The sequence below is a fragment of the Micromonospora echinofusca genome (genome assembly GCF_900091445.1).
Taxonomy (GTDB): Bacteria; Actinomycetota; Actinomycetes; order Mycobacteriales; family Micromonosporaceae; genus Micromonospora; species Micromonospora echinofusca.
Window position 1 is genome coordinate 3200166 of the sequence record NZ_LT607733.1, and the last position, 18810, is coordinate 3218975.

The 18810-nt window shown below is 73.2% G+C and carries 12 protein-coding genes; 4 read left to right on the plus strand and 8 right to left on the minus strand.

The window, feature by feature from the left end; genetic code table 11:
* Positions 1–156: 156 nt before the first annotated feature.
* Together GA0070610_RS14075 and GA0070610_RS14080 are read left to right on the plus strand one after the other, a co-directional pair.
* The gene (locus GA0070610_RS14075; RefSeq protein ID WP_089000461.1) at positions 157–1617 is read left to right on the plus strand and encodes an SDR family NAD(P)-dependent oxidoreductase; all 1461 of its coding nucleotides are present in this window, start codon (positions 157–159) and stop codon (positions 1615–1617) included.
* A 102-nt stretch (positions 1618–1719) separates the two neighbouring features.
* Complete coding sequence (locus GA0070610_RS14080; RefSeq protein WP_089000462.1) at positions 1720–2991, plus strand: glycoside hydrolase domain-containing protein; 1272 nt, start codon at positions 1720–1722, stop codon at positions 2989–2991.
* Here GA0070610_RS14080 and GA0070610_RS14085 read toward each other — a convergent pair.
* A complete protein-coding gene (locus GA0070610_RS14085) occupies positions 2978–3286 on the minus strand; it encodes a hypothetical protein (protein ID WP_089000463.1) in 309 nt (102 codons plus the stop codon). The genes GA0070610_RS14080 and GA0070610_RS14085 overlap by 14 nt on opposite strands.
* 320 nt (positions 3287–3606) lie before the next feature.
* On the opposite strand from GA0070610_RS14085, the gene GA0070610_RS14090 reads away from it, so the two are divergent.
* Complete coding sequence (locus GA0070610_RS14090; RefSeq protein ID WP_089000464.1) at positions 3607–4659, plus strand: LacI family DNA-binding transcriptional regulator; 1053 nt, start codon at positions 3607–3609, stop codon at positions 4657–4659.
* A 24-nt stretch (positions 4660–4683) separates the two neighbouring features.
* Here GA0070610_RS14090 and GA0070610_RS14095 read toward each other — a convergent pair whose 3' ends face one another.
* The 7 genes from GA0070610_RS14095 to GA0070610_RS14125 all read right to left on the minus strand — a co-directional run bounded on the left by GA0070610_RS14095 (position 4684) and on the right by GA0070610_RS14125 (position 17044).
* Positions 4684–6318 carry a fucose isomerase gene (locus GA0070610_RS14095; RefSeq protein WP_089000465.1) on the minus strand — a complete coding sequence of 545 codons (1635 nt, stop codon included), beginning with the start codon at positions 6316–6318 and terminating at the stop codon, positions 4684–4686.
* Positions 6315–7847 carry an FGGY-family carbohydrate kinase gene (locus GA0070610_RS14100; protein ID WP_089000466.1) on the minus strand — a complete coding sequence of 511 codons (1533 nt, stop codon included), beginning with the start codon at positions 7845–7847 and terminating at the stop codon, positions 6315–6317. Before GA0070610_RS14100 ends, GA0070610_RS14095 begins: the two co-directional genes overlap by 4 nt.
* Positions 7848–7908: 61 nt before the next feature.
* On the minus strand, positions 7909–8910 hold the full coding sequence (locus GA0070610_RS14105; RefSeq protein ID WP_089000467.1) for a substrate-binding domain-containing protein: 1002 nt from the start codon (positions 8908–8910) through the stop codon (positions 7909–7911).
* A gap of 26 nt (positions 8911–8936) precedes the next feature.
* A complete protein-coding gene (locus tag GA0070610_RS14110; RefSeq protein ID WP_231926113.1) occupies positions 8937–10019 on the minus strand; it encodes an ABC transporter permease in 1083 nt (360 codons plus the stop codon).
* Positions 10016–11572, minus strand: a complete 1557-nt coding sequence (locus tag GA0070610_RS14115; protein ID WP_089000468.1) for a sugar ABC transporter ATP-binding protein — start codon at positions 11570–11572, stop codon at positions 10016–10018. The genes GA0070610_RS14110 and GA0070610_RS14115 overlap by 4 nt, the downstream gene beginning before the upstream one ends.
* A 73-nt stretch (positions 11573–11645) precedes the next feature.
* The gene (locus GA0070610_RS14120) at positions 11646–13769 is read right to left on the minus strand and encodes a family 43 glycosylhydrolase (RefSeq protein ID WP_089000469.1); all 2124 of its coding nucleotides are present in this window, start codon (positions 13767–13769) and stop codon (positions 11646–11648) included.
* Positions 13769–17044 carry a DUF2961 domain-containing protein gene (locus GA0070610_RS14125; RefSeq protein WP_089000470.1) on the minus strand — a complete coding sequence of 1092 codons (3276 nt, stop codon included), beginning with the start codon at positions 17042–17044 and terminating at the stop codon, positions 13769–13771. Before GA0070610_RS14125 ends, GA0070610_RS14120 begins: the two co-directional genes overlap by 1 nt.
* 296 nt (positions 17045–17340) lie before the next feature.
* Between GA0070610_RS14125 and GA0070610_RS14130 the strand changes: the two genes are divergently transcribed.
* Positions 17341–18792: an FG-GAP repeat domain-containing protein gene (locus GA0070610_RS14130; RefSeq protein ID WP_089000471.1), complete on the plus strand. Its 1452-nt coding sequence runs from the start codon at positions 17341–17343 to the stop codon at positions 18790–18792.
* Positions 18793–18810 lie beyond the last annotated feature (18 nt).

Consider the following 18810-nt stretch of genomic DNA (forward strand, 5'->3'; position numbering starts at 1 on the left):
ACCGCCTGTTCCTCGGGCCGCGTTGCCGAGGGTGTGTCCCGGGCCGGTCGACGGGCGCGGGATGCGCCGACATCCGTGCGGTGACGTACAGTTCCGGGTCGGACTTGGCGTGGGCCGGGAAGACACGGCGCGGAAACGGGACGAGACAGCGACGGCATGGCGGCGGACAAAATTACCGAAACCGGTCAAGACGGCATCGACCAGGGCCGGCTGGAGATCTGTCTCAGCGTCTTCGAGGCGTTGGAGGACCTTCCTCCCGATCACCCCGACGTGGTGCGCGTGCAGCGGGCCACGGCGAGGCTCTACAAGGTGATCAAGCAGCGCCGGCGCGAGGAGCGGCGCGACGCGATCGCGGCGGCGGACCGCGCGGTGACGGCCGCCACCGCCACCGGCGCCCCGGGCCGGATCGACGACGAGACCCAGGGGATCCCGCTCGCCTCCCCCACCGAGGGCACCACGGCCGGCTTCCTGCACAACCCGCGCGGCTGCTACGTCTGCAAGCAGCGCTACCACGAGGTGGACGCCTTCTACCACCAGCTCTGCCCGACCTGCGCGGCACTCAACCGGGAGCGCCGCGACGCCCGCACCAACCTGACCGGGCGGCGGGCGCTGCTCACCGGCGGCCGAGCCAAGATCGGCATGTACATCGCGCTGCGGCTGCTGCGCGACGGCGCGCACACCACGGTCACCACCCGGTTCCCGCACGACGCGGTGCGCCGGTTCGCGGCGATGCCCGACAGCGCGGAGTGGCTGCACCGGCTGCGGGTCGTCGGGATCGACCTGCGCGATCCCGCCCAGGTGATCGCGCTCGCCGACTCGGTCAGCAGCCAGGGCCCGCTCGACATCCTGATCAACAACGCGGCGCAGACCGTGCGGCGCAGCCCCGGGGCGTACGCGCAGCTCGTCGCCGCGGAGGCCGCGGCCCTGCCGGACGGTCCCCTGCCGGAGATCGTCACGTTCGCCAAGCCGGCCGGCGGGAGCGACCCGGCGGGCAGCCTGACCGCCGGGCCGCAGTCGACCCCGCTCACCCCGTACGCGCTCACGGCGCTCGCGCTGACCAGCGGCTCCGCCTCGCCGGAACGGATCGCGGCGGCCACCGCCATCGACGCCGGCGGCCTGGTGCCGGACCTCGACCCGGTCAACAGCTGGGTGCAGCGGGTGCAGGAGGTGGACCCGGTGGAGCTGCTGGAAGTGCAGCTGTGCAACGTGACGGCCCCGTTCGTGCTGGTCAGCCGCCTGCGGGCGGCGATGGCCGCGGCACCGGCGCGCCGCAAGTACGTCGTGAACGTCTCGGCGATGGAGGGCCAGTTCGGCCGCGGCTACAAGGGCCCGGGGCACCCGCACACCAACATGGCCAAGGCGGCGCTGAACATGCTGACCCGCACCAGCGCCCAGGAGATGCTGACCGACGGCATCCTGATGACCAGCGTCGACACCGGCTGGATCACCGACGAGCGTCCGCACCCGACGAAGATGCGGCTGGCGGACGCCGGCTTCCACGCCCCGCTGGACCTGGTCGACGGCGCGGCCCGGGTGTACGACCCGATCGTCCGTGGCGAGCAGGGCGAGGACCTGTACGGCTGCTTCCTGAAGGACTACGCGCCCTGCGCCTGGTGACCGGCACGCCCATCGATCGACACTATTGCCAACCGTCGATCCGCTGTGTAAAAGTTCTTCACTGATTTCATCCTCGTGTAAAAATTCTTCGAGGGAGACCGGATGAAGAGGACCACCACCTGGCTGATGAGCCTCGCCACCACGGCGGCGCTCACCACCGCGCTCGGATCGGCGGCCGCGGCGGAGTCGACGCCGGCCCCACCGCCGCAGCCGCAGCCCGTGGCGGTGTCGGCCGTCGGTCCGCAGCCCGGCACCTTCGTCGGTAAGGGCTTCGACACCTGCGCCGCCCCGTCGCAGTCGGCGATGAACGCCTGGCGGGCCAGCTCGCCGTATCGCGCGGTGGGCATCTACATCAGCGGTGCCAGCCGCACCTGCGCACAGCCCAACCTGACGGCGACCTGGGTCAGCAACCAGACCGCCAACGGCTGGCGGCTCATCCCCATCGAACTCGGCTACCAGGCGCCCTGCGGCACCCGCGCGCCGAAGATGTCCGCCGACCCCGCCACCGCGCGCTCGCAGGGCCGCACCGCCGCCGACAGCGCCGCCAACGCCGCGCAGGCGTTGGGCATCGGCGCCGGCAGCACCATCTACAACGACATCGAGCACTACCCGACCACCACGGCGTGCCGCGCCGCGGTGCTGTCGTTCCTGTCCGGCTGGGTCGACCGGTTGCACACCCGGGGCTACCTGGCCGGCATGTACTCCAGCGGATCCTCAGGGATCCGGGACGTCTGCCTGGAGTACAACAACGCGAGCTACACCAGGCTGGACCAGATCTGGATCGCCTGGTGGAACGGCGTGGCCGACACCGACGCCGGGAGCTACTGCTCCGACGCCTACTACGCCAACCACCAGCGGCTGCACCAGTACGCCGGCGACGTGACGGAGACCTGGGGCGGCGTGACGATGAAGATCGACCGCAACTACCTGGACGTCAGCACGTCCCAGCAGCCACCCCCGCAGCAGTGGAGCACCACCGTCGACAACACCACGTCGGGCCGGTTCACGGCGAGCACCAACTGGAGCACGTCGGCGTACTCCGGCAGCCGGTTCGGCACGGACTACCGCTTCGCGAACCCGACGTCGGCCAGCGACGTCGCCTGGTACCGGGCGAACATCCCGGAGACGGGGGCGTACGAGATCTCGGTCTGGTACCCGGCCGATCCCGGGTACAACGGCCAGACGCCGTACATCGTCGCCACCGCCTCGGGCAACCGGACGGTGCCGGTCGACCAGCGCGTCAACGGCGGTCGGTGGGTGTCGATCGGCGTGTTCACCCTCGCGGCCGGCGACGCCAACAAGGTCGGGGTGAGCCGCTGGACCAGTGGCAGCGGCTACGTGGTCGCCGACGCCGTACGCATCACCCGCGCGTGAGCGGAGTGCTACCCGGATCGACGCGTCGGTCCGGGTAGCACTCACCCAGCTCGATCTCGGCCCGTACGGCGAACTCGCGCAGCTTCGTCATCGCCTCGTCCGGCCCACCGGTGGCCTGCACCATCGCCGACTGGGCCAGGACGATCAGCGCCTCGACGGCCTCCTGCGGGCGGGGGTTGACCAGGGCCGCCACCTGGACCATGTCGTCGTCGAAGTAGGCCAGCAGGATCCGGCTCGCCAGCCCGATGGTCCGGGCGGTGTCCCGCGACAGATCACTCGCCTCGCCTGACGTCACGTTCCGCTCCTCCCCACGACACCGAGCGCCCCCGGCAGGAGCCCGGCCCGACCGCTGCCGGACATCCGCGCCGGTGCGGGCATCCCCACTCTGCACGGTGCACGCCACCGCCCCGGCGCGCGGCGGGGTGCCGCTGGCGGGCCGGGTTCCGCCGTCGGCGGGCGGGGCTGGGACGGTGCGGAGAAATCGATTGCCTGCCCTATAGGATCTCAGGCGGACACTCTCGGACGGCGGGTCGCGACGCACGGTGGCGCTCGCGCGTGTGGCCGCCTCCGGGGCCGACGCGGGACCGAGCGTACGACACCGACAGGGGCGGCCACATGACGACCATCTACGACGTGGCTCGGGTGGCCGAGGTCTCGGCGTCGACGGTGTCCAGGGTGCTCAACGGCCACTCGTCGGTGGATCCGGACCTGGCGGCGCGGGTACGCCAGGCGATGCTCGACCTGGACTACCGGCCCAACGCGGTGGCCCGCAGCCTGCGCCGGCAGCGCACCAGCCTCTGGGCGGTCATCATCTCCGACATCGGCAACCCGTTCTTCACCTCGCTGGTGCGCGGCATCGAGGACGTGGCGCAGGAGGCCGGCTTCTCCGTCGTGCTCTGCAACGGCGACGAGGACCCCGACAAGGAGACCCGCTACGTGACGGCGGCCCTGGCCGAACGCATGGCCGGGGTGATCATCTCGCCGTCGGGACCGGCCCTGATCAACCGGCTCACCGAGGCCGGGATGCCGGTCGTGGCCATCGACCGGCAGCCCCACGGGGTGGCCGTGGACACCGTCCTGGTCGACAACGTCCACGGCGCCGAGACGGCCACCGCCCACCTGGTCGACGGCGGCTACCGACGGATCGCCTGCATCACGGGGCCGCGCCGGATCTCCACCGCCGTGCAACGGCTGCGCGGCTACCAGCAGGCCCTGCGCGCGGCCGGCCGGAGCGTGCCGGAGGACATGGTCCGCTACGCCGACTTCCGCGAGGACGGCGGCTACCGGGCCATGGCGTCCCTGCTGGGCGCGGCCGAGCCGCCGGACGCGGTCTTCGTCACCAACAACCTGATGACCGTGGGCGCGATAAAGTGCCTGGTCGACAGGGGTGTCGCCGTGCCCGCCCGGTGCGGCGTGGTGGGGTTCGACGACATCCCCTGGGCCCACCTGGTGCGCCCCTCGCTGAGCACGGTCGCGCAGCCCACGTACGACCTGGGGCGGGCCGCGGCCTCGCTGCTCACCGAGCGGATCGCCAACCCCGCGAAGGCCGCCTCGACCGTCACCCTGCGGACCACCCTGCGGGTACGCGAGAGCTCGGTCCGCCCGCCGGGTGAGCCGGGCGGGCAGCCCACCGCCGAGCGGGGCGGGCTGCCCGCCCGAGCCCGCTGAACCCGCGCCGCCGGGCGCCCGGGATCACAGCGACACGTCGCCGCACAGGTGCACCCGCACCCCGAGCGCGTCGAGCATCGCGGCCTTGACCCGCAGGGCGCGGTCGGCGGCGTCGGCGTCGTCGGCGTAGACCACGTTGACGTGGTTGGCCCTGTGCCGGGCCATCAACTGGTCGCGGCCCACGCCGTGCAGGACGGCGTGCATGATCGGCCACTGCGGGGTGGTGGCCCGCAGCCGACGCTGCGTCTCGGCGGCCGGCAGCTCCACCACGGTGCCCCGGCCCAGGTCGGCGTGCAGCACGCCGTCCATGATGAAGATCCGCGACCAGACGATCTCGCCCGGTCGGGAGACACCGCTGAGGGTGCCGCCGCCCAGCGGGAAGTACATCGGCGGCTGCCGCATGCTGTACGACCGGTCGTAGCCGCCGTTGTGCGAGGCGGGCACCGAGCCGGAGATCTCGAACACCCAGACGAAGTCCGGCCCGTACGACTCGCCCCAGCGGATGTCGTGCAGGGTGGTGGCCGGGTCCATCCCCATCGCGGTCCAGATCCGGTTCGTGACCAGCGAATCCACCGCGACGCCCTCGTCGACCTCGTTGAAGTGCGGCAGGGCACGTCCCGCATACAGCTCGCGCGAGCCGTCCCGGCTGGTCACCGGCGGCCGGGACACGTCGTTGAGCAGCCCCTCGGCCAGGTCGCTCGCCGGCACCGTGTCCTTGAGCCCCTGCTGGTACTGGATGCCGACCGCGTCCAGGCCGAAGTCGTCGGCGATGCGCAGCGCGGCGACGTACATCTTGAACTGGCTGAGCAGTTGGGCGTCGGTCAGTTCGGTGGCCTCGTCCGTGCCGGTGTGGAAGGTCATCCCGGCGGCGTCGAGCCACGCCCGCACCGCCTGCGCCTCCTCGTCGGACACCCGCGACATCTCCGCCACCAGCGCGCTCTGCGACAGCCGTTCCTTGTAGACGCCGAGCGGGTTGAGCAACTCGTCGTCGATGATCGCGTTGTACATGCCCATGCAGCCCTCGTCGAAGACGCCGATGACGGCCGGCCGGCGCCGGAGCTGCCGGGCCAGCGCCACGCCGAGCGCGACCTCGGGGTCGAACGGCAGCGGCGGCAGGTCCCGTACGTGGCTCTCGTCGTGGACCACCTCGCCGGTCTCCAGCCAGGCCTTCAGTCCGTCGCGGGCCCACTCGTCGGTGAAGTCCTCGCTCCACAGCGCCGAGTACCGCACGCCCGCCTTGGTGAGGCTGCCGGCGAGGTTCAGCAGGCCCACCAGGCCCGGAAACTCGCCGCTCCAGTTCGCCACGAGCAGGATCGGGCCCCGGTGGGCGCGCAGCCCGGCCAGCACGTGGTGGCTGTACTGCCACACCGCCTCCACGACGACGAGCGGGGCGTCGAGGGGGATCTGCTGGAAGACCTCGATGCCGGCGCGCTGGCTGTCGATGAAGCCGTGACCGGCGCGGTCGTCGACCGGGTGGGCCCGCCGGGTCTGCCAGCCCAGGGCGGCGACGGCGGCCGCGAGGTCCGACTCGAGGCGTTGCTGGGTCGGCCAACCGGTGACGTTCGCGGCGGGCCGCAGGTCGCCGCTGGCGACGGTGTAGACCGTCCGGGGGGCGGCGGCCGGCGGCTCGACCAGCACCGGCATGGTGTAGTTGCTCACGGGTTGACTTCCTCCATCGGCTCGTCGGTTCCTGGCTGGGGCGGGGTCGCGAGGCGCGCCTGGCGGGCCGCCAACGCGTGGGCCACGGACTTCGATCCGGCGTACAGCTGCCGGTACAGCCCGTACAGCTCGTCGTAGTCGGCGGCGAGCGCGGCTCGCGGCTCACGGACCTCCCGGATCGGGTTCCAGCGGTGGATGTCGACCGGCTGCACCGTCCCGGCGGCGAGGTACGCGGCACCGTAGCTGGCGCCGATGGTGATCGACGGGACGTGCTGCGCCCGGCCGGTGACGTCCGAGACGATCTGCGTCCAGAGCTCGCCCCGGGTGCCACCGCCCACCGCCACGACGCGCCGGATGTCGCCGCCGGCCGCCTCGATGGTCTCGATGTTGTGGCGCACCGCCAGCCCGGTCGCCTCCAGCGCCGCGCGGTAGATGTCGCCGCGCCCGTGCGAGAGCGTCAGGCCGGCGATCACGCCACGGGCGTCGGGGTCGAGGATGGGGGTCCGCTCCCCGGCGAAGTACGGCAGCATCAGCAGCCCCCGCGCGCCCGGCCCGGACCGCTCGGCCAGGCGGAGCAGCTCGGGGTAGTCGGCGGCGTCGAACAGCTCCCGCAGCCATCCGGTTATCGCCCCGGAGGTCGCCATGCCGCCGGCCAGGTTGCGGGTGCCCGGCAGCGCGCCGACGGTGCCCCACAGCGACGGGCTGGTGAGCCCGTGCGGCACCGTGTGCACGAGGAACATCGTGGTGCCGTACATGAGCATCAGGTCGCCGACGCCCTGGGCGCCCACGCTGAGCGCCTCGGACCAGGCGTCGATCGTCCCGGTCACGACCGGGGTGCCCGGTGCCAGCCCGGTCACCGCGGCGGCCCCGTCGGTGACGGTCCCGGCCACGTCGCCGGGCCAGCGCAGCTCGGGCAGCTCCAGCGCCGGGGCGATCTCGTCGGCCCACGGCCGGAGCCAGGTCTGGGCCGCGCTGTCGTACAGCGGGGTGCACTGGCTGGCCGAGTGCTGGTCGAGCAGGTAGCCGCCGGTCAGCTGGTGCACCAGCCAGGAACTCGGCATGAACAGCCGCCGGGCCCGGGCGAACAGCTCCGGCTCGGCGTCGGCGACCCAGGCGACCTTCGCCCCCGCCGCCTGGGTCGACAGCGCCGAGCCGCACCGGCGCAGGATCTCGTCGGCGCCGAAGCGCTCGGTGAGCCGGGCGATCTGCGGCGTGCAGCGGGTGTCCACGCCGTAGAGGATGGCCGGCCGCAGGGGCGTGCCGGCGGCGTCGGTGAGCAGCACGCACGGCCCCATGCCGCTGGCCCCGACCGACACCACGTGGGCGTCGCGCGGGGCCAGCAGCTCACGGGTGAGGCCGACGAACTCGTCCCACCAGATGCGGCCGTCCATCTCCACCCAGCCCGGTCGCGGCCGGTCCACCCGGTGCTCCCGCACCGCGCAGCGCAGCACGCGCCCGGACAGGTCCACCAGGACGCCCTTGCTGCTGGACGTGCCGATGTCGACGCCGAGCACCGCGGCCACCGTCATGCCAGCCATCCCCCGATCTCCAGGTCCGGTCCCGGCCCGTCGGGCCGTGCCGGGTCGGTGCTCAGGCGACGCCGCCGAGCTTCGCGTACGTCTCGGCGGCGTTGTCCTTCGTGACGCGCATCGTGTCGAGGGTGGTGGTACGCGGGACGTCCTCGGCGCAGTCGACGAGGATCCTGCGGGCCAGGTCGACGGCCTCCCGGCCACCCGTGGCGTACTGGAAGGTCGCCGCGAGCCGGCCCTGCTCGACGGCCTTGATGCCGCCCGACGGCACCGGAAGCGCGTCGATGCCGGTGAACTTCACCTTCGTGTGCAGCCCGGCCGCCTTCGCCGCCAGGTACGCGCCCTCGGCCATCGGGTCGTTGTGGGCGTAGACGGCCACGGCGTCGGGGTGGGCCTTGAGCAGCGCGTCGGCCACCGACTGGCCCTTCTCCCGCAGCCAGTCCCCCGGCTGGCTGGCGACGACCTCGATCTTCGGGTTGGCCGCGATGCCCTCCCGGAAGCCCTGGGCGCGTTCCGCCGCCGGCGTGGAACCGGGCAGCCCGGCGATCTCGATGACCTTGCCACCGTCGGGCAGCAGCGTCGTGGCGTAGAACTCGCCGGCGGCCCTGCCGATCGCGACGTTGTCCCCGCCGATGAAGGCCGTGTACGCCTCGCCCTCCACCTTGCGGTCGAGCACGATGACCGGGACCCCCCGGTCGTACGCCTTGCGCACCACGGCGGTCAGCGGCTTGGCCTCGTTCGGCGAGATGATCAGCAGGTCGATCTTCTGGGTGAGGAAGTTCTCCACGTCGGCGACCTGTTTGCTGTTGTCCTGCGCGGCGTCGGAGACCACCACGCTGAACCCGGGGACGGACTTCGCCGCCGTCTGCACGTCGTTGTTCATGACCTGCCGGTAGGGCTCGGCGTTGTTGGCCTGCGACATGCCGATCAGGAAGTCCTTGCCGGTGCCGCAGTTCCTGGCGGCGGCGTCGCGGCCGTCGGACGGCTTCTCCACGCTGCACGCGCTGGAGGCGGCGAGCGCGCCGGTGCACAGCAGGGCGAGAAGGACGGTACGGGTGCGCATGATGACGCTCCTTGTTCGGTGGCGGTTCAGACGATGCTGCGGCGGAGCTTCTGCAGCCCGGCGGCGGCCACGATCACCAGTCCCTTGATCAGTAGCTGCACGTTGGCGTCGATGTTGTTGAGCGCGAGGATGTTGTTGAGGATGCCGAGCAGCAGCGCCCCGGCGAGGGTGCCGCCCATCGAGCCGGTGCCCCCGGCGAGGCTGGTGCCGCCGATGACCACGGCGGCGATGGCATCGAGTTCGTAACCGGCGCCGTCGTTGGGGCTGCCCTGGTTGAGCTGTCCGGCGTGGATGACGCCGGCGACGGCGGCGAGCAGGCCCGCGATGGCGAAGACCGCGACCTTGACGCGCAGCACGGGTACGCCGGAGAGGCGGGCGGCCTTCTCGTTGCCGCCGATGGCGTAGACGTGGCGGGCGAACGCGGTCTTGCGCAGCACGACGATGGCGGCCACGCCGATGCCGAGGAACAGCACCGCGGGGACGGGCACCACGCCGTTGATGGTGCCGTTGAGGATCTCGAACGCCGGGGGCGCCTCCTGCGGGCCGTCGCCGTAGGCGATCGGGATGCCGAGCCCGCCCGACCAGATCCGGGCGAGGCCACGCGCGACCTGGAGTCCGGCGAGGGTGACGATGAACGACTGGATGCCGAGCCGGGCCGTCGCGTAGCCCTGCAACGCGCCGAAGAGGGCGCCGATCAGCAGGACGACGGTGACCGCCGGGAGGATGCCGAGCCCCGAGTCGACCATCAGCGTCGCGGTGCCGACGGCGGACAGGCCGAGGATGGCGCCGACGGAGAGGTCGATGCCGCCGAGCAGGACGACGAACGTCATGCCGACCGCGATGATCCCGATCTCGGAGACCGCGCGGACGATGTTGCCGAGGTTCTCCGTGGACAGGAACAGGATCTCGCCGTCGCGACGGGGCGAGACGGCGATGGCCAGCACGAACACCACCAGTAGCGCGAAGAGGCTCTGCACGGCGAAGAGCCGCTCGACGAGCTCGCCCCGGCCGCCGGGGCGGTGCCACCACCGGTCGCCGCCATCGGCCGTGCCGCCGCCGGCCGGCACCGGCGTGCCGGACCCCTTCTCCGGTGCGCCCAGGTGGGTCATCGGTCGTCTCCTCCGGCGGACGCGCCGCCCATCGCCGCGGTCAGGATGTCCTCGCCGGTGCACCCGTCGGCCGGCAGTTCGGCGACGGCCCGCCCGCGCCGCAGGACCACGATCCGGTCGCAGACGCCGGTCAGCTCGGGCAGCTCCGACGAGGCGAGCAGGATGCCCATGCCGTCGTCGGCTAGCCGGCGCAGCAGCCGGTAGATCTCCGCCTTGGCGCCGACGTCGACGCCCCGGGTCGGCTCGTCGAGCAGCAACAGGCGGGGGCGGGTCAGCAGGTGCCGGGCGAAGACGACCTTCTGCTGGTTGCCGCCGGAGAGCGAGCCGACCGGCGCGGCGGCCGACGACGTCCTGATCGCCAGGGCGGCGACCTGCTGGCGTACGGCGTCGCGCTCGCGCGCGGCGCGGACGAAGCCGGCGGTGGTGAGCCGGCGCAGGGCGGCCAGCACGATGCTGCGGCCGACGGGGTGTTCGAGGACCAGGGCGCAGTGGCGACGGTCCTCCGGCACGAAGCCGACGCCGGCGCGCAGCGCGGCGCGGGGGCCGCGCGGGGCGTACGGGCGGCCGGCCAGCCGGACCTGGCCGCTGCGGCGACCGGGCGGGCCGGCGCCGTACAGCGTCTCCAGCAGCTCGGTGCGGCCCGCCCCCATCAGGCCCGCCAGGCCGACGATCTCCCCGGCGCGGACGGTCAGGCTGACGCCGGCGGGTTCGCAGCGCCCGGGGCGGGTGCCGCGGGGCCGTACGGCGAGGTCGTCGACCTGGAGCACCGGGGGCTCGGCGGGGCGCTCGGCGTCGGCGGGTCCGACGTCGAACAGCGCCTGCGCCGGGCGGCCGACCATCAGCGTGATGATCCGCTGCCGGTCGGCGCGGTCCGGGCGCAGCGTGCCGGCCACCTCGCCGTTGCGCAGGACGGTGGCCCGGTCGGCGATGTGCTCGATCTCCTCGAGCCGGTGGGAGATGTAGACGACGGCCACGCCGCGCTCGCGCAGCGCGCGGATGGTGGACATCAGCCGCCGCACCTCGGCGTCGGCGAGCGCGGCGGTCGGCTCGTCCATGATGAGCACGCGGGCGTCGAGGGAGAGCGCCTTGGCGATCTCGACGAGCTGCTGCTCGCCGACGCGCAGCGACCCGACGGGCCGGCGCGGGTCGATCTCGGCGCCGAGGGGGCCCAGCCAGTCGCGGGCGGTGCGGGTCATGGCGCGCCGGTCGAGCGTCCGCAGCCGGGTGCGCGGCTCCCGGCCGAGTACGAGGTTCTCGGCGACGGAGAGCGCCGGCACGAGGTCGAGTTCCTGGTGGATGGTGGCGATGCCGGCGGCCTGGGCGGCGGCGGGGCCGGCGAAGCGTACGGGGTCGCCGCCGATCGAGATCCGCCCGTCGTGGTCGGTGACGACGCCGGACAGGATGTTGATCAGGGTGGACTTGCCGGCCCCGTTCTCCCCCAGCAGGGCGTGCACCTCGCCGGCGCGCAGGACGAGGTCCACGCCGCGCAGGGCGTGCACGCCGCCGAAACGCTTCGCGATGCCGGACATGGCGACGACGACCTGGTCGCTCATGCGGGCCTCCGAGAGAGATCGGAAATCGATTTCTGGCAACATAGAGGAGCGTCGAAGTGGTGTCAACGCCCCCTCAGGGCACCGCGTTGACCGCCGCGTGCACGGTCTCGGCGAACGCGGTGTCCCGCCCCACCCCGCTGGCGGCGAACCGCCACGTCCCGCCCGGGTACGACCCCGTCGGCCACGCCATCCCCCCGTTGCGCCACAGCGGCTGCCAGGCCGCCATCGCGTGACCGGCGTCGTACCAGGTGTTGTCGCCGCGCCACGCCGAGGCCCAGCGGTGCGCGGCCACGAGGGACAGGTTCGCCCCGGAGGTCATCGACCACGTCGGCATCCCGGTCACATCACCGGTCGGACGGGCCGCCACGGCGAGGTCGCCCACCGACGGCAGGGCGCCGTCGACGTTGAACGCGACCTCCCACACCGGCGCCGTCGTCGGGCCGGTCACCGACCAGGTGACGTCGCTCTGCAACGCCGGCCCGGTCCAGCGCGGCGCCACCGTCAGCAGCCAGTCGGCGGTGACCGGCTCGTCGCCCATGCGCATGCCGACCAGGTGGATCCGGGAGCCGTCGGCGGAGACGTCCACCCGCGCCGGCGGGCCCGCCCGGTCGGTGACGTCGAAGCGTCCGACCGCCAGGTAGGGCCCTGTCCCCCGGTGCGACGAGTCCAGCGCCGGCCGGTACGCCCCGGCGCCGGCCGGGTCGACCGCCAGCGACGCGATGCGGGTGTGCGGCCAGGTGCGTACGTCGGCGCGCAGGAAGCCGGTGCTCACCTGGTAGCCCCGGGCGACGACCTGGGTGGACCAGGTCAGCGGGGCGAGCCACAGCCCGCCCTGGCCCCAGCCGGCGTGGCTGAGGTACCAGGTGTCGCCGTCCACCACGACCTCGGCGGCGTGCGCGTCGAGCACGGTCACCTTCTCCGCCCCCTCGAAGCGCAGGGGGTCCCGGCTGCGGTAGACCGCCGTGCGCCGGTACGCCGCGCCGTAGTCGGTGCCGTCGCAGCAGACGAAGAGGTACCACCAGTCCCCCCGGCGCACCACGAACGGCGACTCCGTCTGCCCGGCCGCCCGGCCGGTGTGCGGCGACGCGTACGCCACGCCCCGCCCGCTCCACGTGCGCAGGTCGGTGCTGGTGCGGTAGGCCACGACGTGGTTGCCGCCCTGCGGGTTCGAGGTGGCCGTGTAGTACATGACCCAGCGGTCGCCGACGCGGGTCACCATCGGGTCGCGTGCCTCCCAGCCGTCGGTGAACAGCGGGTTGGCGGGGCTGCGGGTCCAGGTGAACAGGTCGGTCGAGGTGGCCAGGTGCATGCGGTAGTTCGCGTAGTCGGGGCTGCCGGCCGCGTAGAACATGTAGTAGGTGCCCTGGTCGTGGACGACGTGGGGCGCCCAGATCCACTGTTCGCCCCGCGCCGGGTCGGCCGTCAGCGCCGGTCGTTGCTTCGTCCACGGCCCGGTGGGCGTGGGCGCCGTGGCGTGGCCGAAGCTCTTCTCGTCCTGCGGCGCGCCCGGCTCGGCGTGGGCGATGGCGAAGGCGTGCCACAGGCCGGTCCGCTGGTCGCGCACGATCGTGTGGTCGTTGTAGTACCACGCCGTCGGCTCCCCCACGCCCGGGTCGTAGACCCGGGTCAGCGGCCCGCGCGCCGGCGTCTCGCCCACCGTCTCGTACGCCGTCGTGGTGACCGCCGCCAGCGGGCCGACGCGGCGCAGGGTGAGCGTGTCCAGGCCCGCGAAGAACCCGGTCGAGGAAGCGGAGCGGCCGGTCACCGTCACCGTCAGCCGGTGGCTGCCGGCGGCGAGCGAGGCCGATCCCAGCGGCACCGCCTCGACGCGCCGCACGGTGGGGGCGTAGCCGTCGAAGAGCTGACCGACGGCCACCCCGTCGACGGCGAAGCGCAGGGTGCCGTAGTCGGCGGCGCGGGTGAGCACCGCGCCGATGTCGTACTGCCCGGCCGGCACCGACGGCAGCGTCACGGTGACCGAGTCCCCCGCCCGGGCGCCCCGCAGCCACAGCTGGCGGCCGGCCGACCAGGCGACCCCGCAGCAGTTCGACTGCGCCTCGACCGGGGCGGTGGCCGACACCACCGCCAGCGACTCCGCCTCGGCCCGTACGACGTCCTCGGCGGCGGCCGGCACGGCCGGCACGGTCAGCAGCGCGGCGCCGAGCAGGAGCACCGCGAGCATCCGGGGCACGCGCATCACGACACGCTCGGGCGGGGCAGGTCGGTGCCGGGCGCGAACTGGTCGTGCCACCTGACCCCGGCGCCGAAGCCGCCGCCGGTCGACAGCGCCACGTACGTGTCCGCTCTGGTCCCCCGGGTGTACGTCACCAGGTCCGCCCTTCCGTCGCCGTTGAAGTCGCCGATGCCGGGCAGTTCGTCGCCCACCGAGAACCAGTCGTGCCACCTGGCGGCCTGCGGGACGAACCGCGTCCCGTCGGAGAGGGAGACGAACACGTCGCCGGTGGTGCCGCGGGTGAACGTCACCACGTCGTCGCGCCCGTCGCCGTCGACGTCACCCAGCGCCGGCAGCTGGTCGCCGAGCGCCACCGAGTCGTGCCACTTCCAGCCGTCCTCGACGAACCGGGTGCCGTCGGAGAGGGAGACGAACGCGTCGCCGGTGGCGCCCCGGGTGAACGTCACCACGTCGTCGCGGCCGTCGCCGTCGACGTCGCCCACCGCCGGCAGCTCGTTGCCGAGGGCGAAGTGGTCGTGCCACTTGACGCCCGGGCCGAAGCCGCTGCCGGTCGACAGCGCCACGTACACGTCGCCCGCCGCACCCCGGGTGAAGGTGATGATGTCCGCGCGCCCGTCGCCGTTCACGTCGCCGACTGCGGGGATCTCCGTGCCGGTGGCGAAGAAGTCGTGCCACTTGACCCCGGCGGCGTACGTCGTGCCGGTGGACAGCCCCACGTAGACGTCGGCGCTGTCGCCCCGGGTGAACGTGACGATGTCCGCGCGGCCGTCGCCGTCGACGTCGCCGGTGAGCGGGATCTCCTCGCCGACGGCGAAGAAGTCGTTCCACCTCCGGCCGTCCGGCACGAACCGGGTGCCGTCCGACAGGGACGTGGTCACGTCGGCGGTGTCGCCCCGGGTGAACGCGACGGCGTCGTCGCGGCGGTCGCCGTCGGCGTCGCTGGTGTTGCGCGTACGGGTGGTGGCCGACACCTCGGCCGACGGCGCGGAGGCGTTGCCGGCGCCGTCGACCGCGACGACCCGGTAGTGGCGGGTCTGCCCGGCCGGCAGCGGGCCGTGCCGGAAGGTGGTCGCGCGGGTCGTGCCGACCAGGTTGGTCGGGGTGATCGCGACGCCGGGGTTGCGCGAGGCGTAGACCCGGTAGCCGGCGACGCCCACGTCGTCGGGCGAGGGCGACCAGGACAGGCCGATGGCGTGCACCCGCCCGCCCGCCAGGCCGAGGCCGGCGACCGCGCCCGGCGCGGTGGTGTCGAGGAAGGGGGCGACCATGCTGTCGGCCTCGTAGCGGGCCGCCGTCCACGCCGGGGCGCCGGCGGCCGGGGTCAGGGTGAGCGTGACCGTCGACCGGCCGGCGGTCAGCGCGGCCGGGAGGACGAACTCGTCGGCCGACCAGCGCTGCCGGTCGTTGCCCAGCGGCTGCCGCCACACCCCGGCCGGCCGGCCGTCGACCGAGACGGCGACCTGCTGGTACGCGGCGGCCTGGTCGCCGTGCCGGCGCAGCCGTACGCCCTGGTTGCCGGGGTCGACGGCGAGCCGGAAGCTGACGGCGCCGCCGCCGGCGCGGACCTGGCCGGCGACGGGGACGTTGTCGTCGTCGCCCTCGTACGGCGCGGTCAGCGGGTACTGGGTCCCGGAGTCGGTGTACGCGTGCCCGGCGCGACTGGCGGCGTCGCCGGTGACCAGCGTGTCGGTACGGCGCAGGGCGACCGTCGGCTGGGTGTAGAGGAAGGCCGTCGAGGCGTAGTCGGCCGGCATGTCGTTCGCCGGGCCGTGCTCGATGCCGAAGCGCAGCGCCGTGGCGTAGGGCACCGAGTCGCCGATCATCAGCCGGTACATGGCGTCGCACTCGTCGACGCAGCCGCCGGAGCGCAACAGGTGGGCGGTGTTGCCGGTGAAGACGCCGCTGTACTCCCCCCGGTTGAAGTACCACCCGGACTCGTAGAAGTCCTCGGTGCCGGTGCCGTAGATCTGCGGCGTGGGCGAGCCGTCGACGTGGATGCGCTCGTCGCCCTCCAGGTAGTTGCGGGTGTTGCCGCCGGTGATGTGCCCACGGGCGGTCTGCGACACCCCGACGAAGCGTCCCCGGCCGGCCTGGTCGGCCACGATCCAGTCGCTGCCCCCCACGGTCTCCGCACGGCGCGACCGGGTGGTGAAGTAGCCGGCTACGCCGTCGGCGGCGAGCGCCGAGGCCCAGGCGGCCCCCGGCGCGCTGGTCACCTCCGCCTGGACGCCGGTGACGGCGGCGCCGGTGGTGTTGGCCACCGACACGGTGGCGGTGGAACGGAACGGCATCGGCCACCAGGCGCTGTACCAGCCGCCCGGCGCGGAGTCCATGGCGAACATCAGCGAACGCACGGAGCGCTCGCCGAGCCCGGCGCCGAAGAACTCGCCCACCGGGCTGTCGACGGTGGCGCGCCCGTCGAAGGTGATCCGCAGCCGCAGGCCCGACAGCGTCGACGCGGTGGCGGCGGCGTCGGGCAGGCGCAGCCGCAGCGCCGTGACGGCGGCGGGACCGGTGAGCGTGGCGAGCGTCGCCTGCCCACCCGCGGGGACGTCGACGCGGGCGGTCCTGGTGCTCGCGCCGGGCTGGCTCGGCTTCGGGTCGCGCTGGCCGGCGGCGCGCAGCTTCTCGACCACGTCGGTGGCGGGGTCGGCGGGGTCGAACCTGGACACCCCGACGGCGTCGGCGAACGTGCGGTAGGTGACGTGGTGGAACAGCGGGTTGAACTGGGTGGTGATCCGCATGGACTCGCGGTACGGCATGGGCACCTTGACCGTGACCCCGCCGGAGGTCTGGTCGGCGTTCGTCACCAACGGCCACACGAACGGGTGGCCGAGGCCGCCGTCGACCAGGCGCTGGAGGCTGGTGTCCACGACCGTCACGCCGTCGAGCTCGACGCGGATCCAGCCGGTGGCGCTGACGTTGCCGTCGTCGCGGGTGAACCAGATCGACTGCACCTCGCCGGCTCCGCGGTCCTCGGCGATGACGCAGCCGCCGGACTGGCGCAGGCACGAGTGGGTGCCGACGAAGCCGTCGTCGTTCGAGCCGTCGCGGGCGAAGCTGGAGAACTGCCGGGTGCGGCTGCCGGCGGCCAGCTCGGGCAGCCGGTCGAGGCGGCGGTACACGTCCCAGCCGACCGGGCCCTTGTCGTCGGCCACGGCGAGCGCCCCGGCGCCGCGCGGGGCCGGGGCGGGCTCGGCGGCCACCGCCGCCGTCGGGGGGATCATGCTCGCCAGCGCCACGGCCAGCGCCAGCCAGCGGCGTACGTGGGGCTTCATGGATGTCCCTCCAGGATGACCGGCGGAGCGGCGGGAAATCGATTGCTCGGCAGTTAACCGGGGGACATCGCGGGATGTCAATACTTTACCGGCACCGCTCAGTTGCCGAAGGAAGATTCCAGCACGCATTGACAGTCGTCGGGGTCCTGACGATACTCCTCGGCAATCGATTTCCCACCGACGAGGAGGTGTCCACGCGGCGGCGCACCCGTCAGCCCCGGCGGCCCTCCCGGCGGCAGCGCGCCTCCGTGGCGGATCCGCTCGCCGCACCCGCTGACACCCCTCAGAGGAGCATCGTGAGACGTACCCCCCTCGCCCTGCTGGTCGGCCTCTGCACCGCGCTGGCGTCGGTCGTGGCGACCGCGCCGGCCCAGGCCGACGCTCCGGTCGGCACGCTGGCCTGTTCCTCCATCCCCGCCAACCACGACCCCGCGATCACCGTGATCGTCTACCGGGTCGCGCGCGCCCACAACGTCAACGACAAGGTCATGCTCTCCGCGTTCGAGGCCGGCTGGGTCGAGTCGCACATGAACAACCTGCCGTGCGGCGACAAGTCCTCACTCGGGGTGTTCCAGCAACGGTGGGACTACGGCTGGGGCACGCCGGAGCAGATCATGGACCCGGTCTACGCCAGCACCCAGTACGTCACCCGCGCGATCGTCTGCGACCGGAACAACCCCCGCTACACCGCCGGCCAGGTCGCCCAGTGCGTGCAGCGCTCCGGCTTCCCCGACCGCTACGACCAGGTGGCGACCAAGGCACGAGCCCTGCTCAACGAGGCGGCGCGTACGCACGCCATCGCCGGTGGCTCCGCCACGGACGTCAACGGCGACGGCCGCGACGACATCGTCACCTTCACCCAGAACGCCCTCGCCGACGTCTACGTGAGCACCTCCACGGGCGCCGGCTTCGCCGGGACCTCGGTGAAGTGGAACGACTTCTTCTCCATCGGCGGCGAGACGGCCTCGACCGGCGACGTCGACGGCGACGGCAGGGACGACGTCGTCACCTTCGCGCACGGCAACACCGGCGACGTGTACGTGGCGCTGTCGAACGGCACCAGCTTCGGCGGCGGCCAGAAGTGGCACGACTGGTTCGCCCCCGGCGCGGAGATCGGCGCCGTCGGCGACGTCAACGGCGACGGACGCGCCGACCTCGTCGCCTTCACCCACAACGCCGCCGGCGACGTCTACGTGGCGCTGTCCACCGGATCGTCGTTCGCGGGCACGGCGGTGAAGTGGCACGAGTACTTCTCCATCACCGGCGAGTACCCGGCCCTCGGCGACGTCAACGGCGACGGCCGCGACGACATCATCACCTTCACCCAGGGCCCCAACACCGCCTCGGACGTCATCGTCGCCCTCTCCACCGGCACCGGATTCGGCGCGCCGCAGAAGTGGCACGACCTGTTCGCCGTGGGCGCCGAACTGCCACGCGTCGGCGACGTCAACGGCGACGGCCGCGACGACATCGTCACGTTCACCTGCGACGCCAACGCCGACGTCTACGCCGCCACCTCCACCGGCACGTCGTTCGCCGGCACCACCGTCAAGTGGCACGACTTCTTCTGCCTGGGCGGCGAGTTCCCCTACCTGGCCGACGCCAACGGCGACGGCAAGGACGACATCGTCGTGTTCACCAAGGGCGCCACCAACGACGTCCACGTCGCCCTCTCCACCGGCACCACCTTCGGTGCCAGCGCCAAGTGGCACGACTACTTCGGCCTCAACGGCGAGACCACCCTGTGACCCGCGGACGGGAGACCA

Coding starts and splice junctions, on each gene's coding strand:
- GA0070610_RS14125 (WP_089000470.1), bottom strand. CDS start 17,044: ATGAAGCCCCACGTACGCCGCTGGCTGGCGCTGGCCGTGGCGCTGGCG.
- GA0070610_RS14115 (WP_089000468.1), bottom strand. CDS start 11,572: ATGAGCGACCAGGTCGTCGTCGCCATGTCCGGCATCGCGAAGCGTTTC.
- GA0070610_RS14110 (WP_231926113.1), bottom strand. CDS start 10,019: ATGACCCACCTGGGCGCACCGGAGAAGGGGTCCGGCACGCCGGTGCCG.
- GA0070610_RS14105 (WP_089000467.1), bottom strand. CDS start 8,910: ATGCGCACCCGTACCGTCCTTCTCGCCCTGCTGTGCACCGGCGCGCTC.
- GA0070610_RS14100 (WP_089000466.1), bottom strand. CDS start 7,847: ATGACGGTGGCCGCGGTGCTCGGCGTCGACATCGGCACGTCCAGCAGC.
- GA0070610_RS14075 (WP_089000461.1), top strand. CDS start 157: ATGGCGGCGGACAAAATTACCGAAACCGGTCAAGACGGCATCGACCAG.
- GA0070610_RS14090 (WP_089000464.1), top strand. CDS start 3,607: ATGACGACCATCTACGACGTGGCTCGGGTGGCCGAGGTCTCGGCGTCG.
- GA0070610_RS14120 (WP_089000469.1), bottom strand. CDS start 13,769: ATGCGCGTGCCCCGGATGCTCGCGGTGCTCCTGCTCGGCGCCGCGCTG.
- GA0070610_RS14080 (WP_089000462.1), top strand. CDS start 1,720: ATGAAGAGGACCACCACCTGGCTGATGAGCCTCGCCACCACGGCGGCG.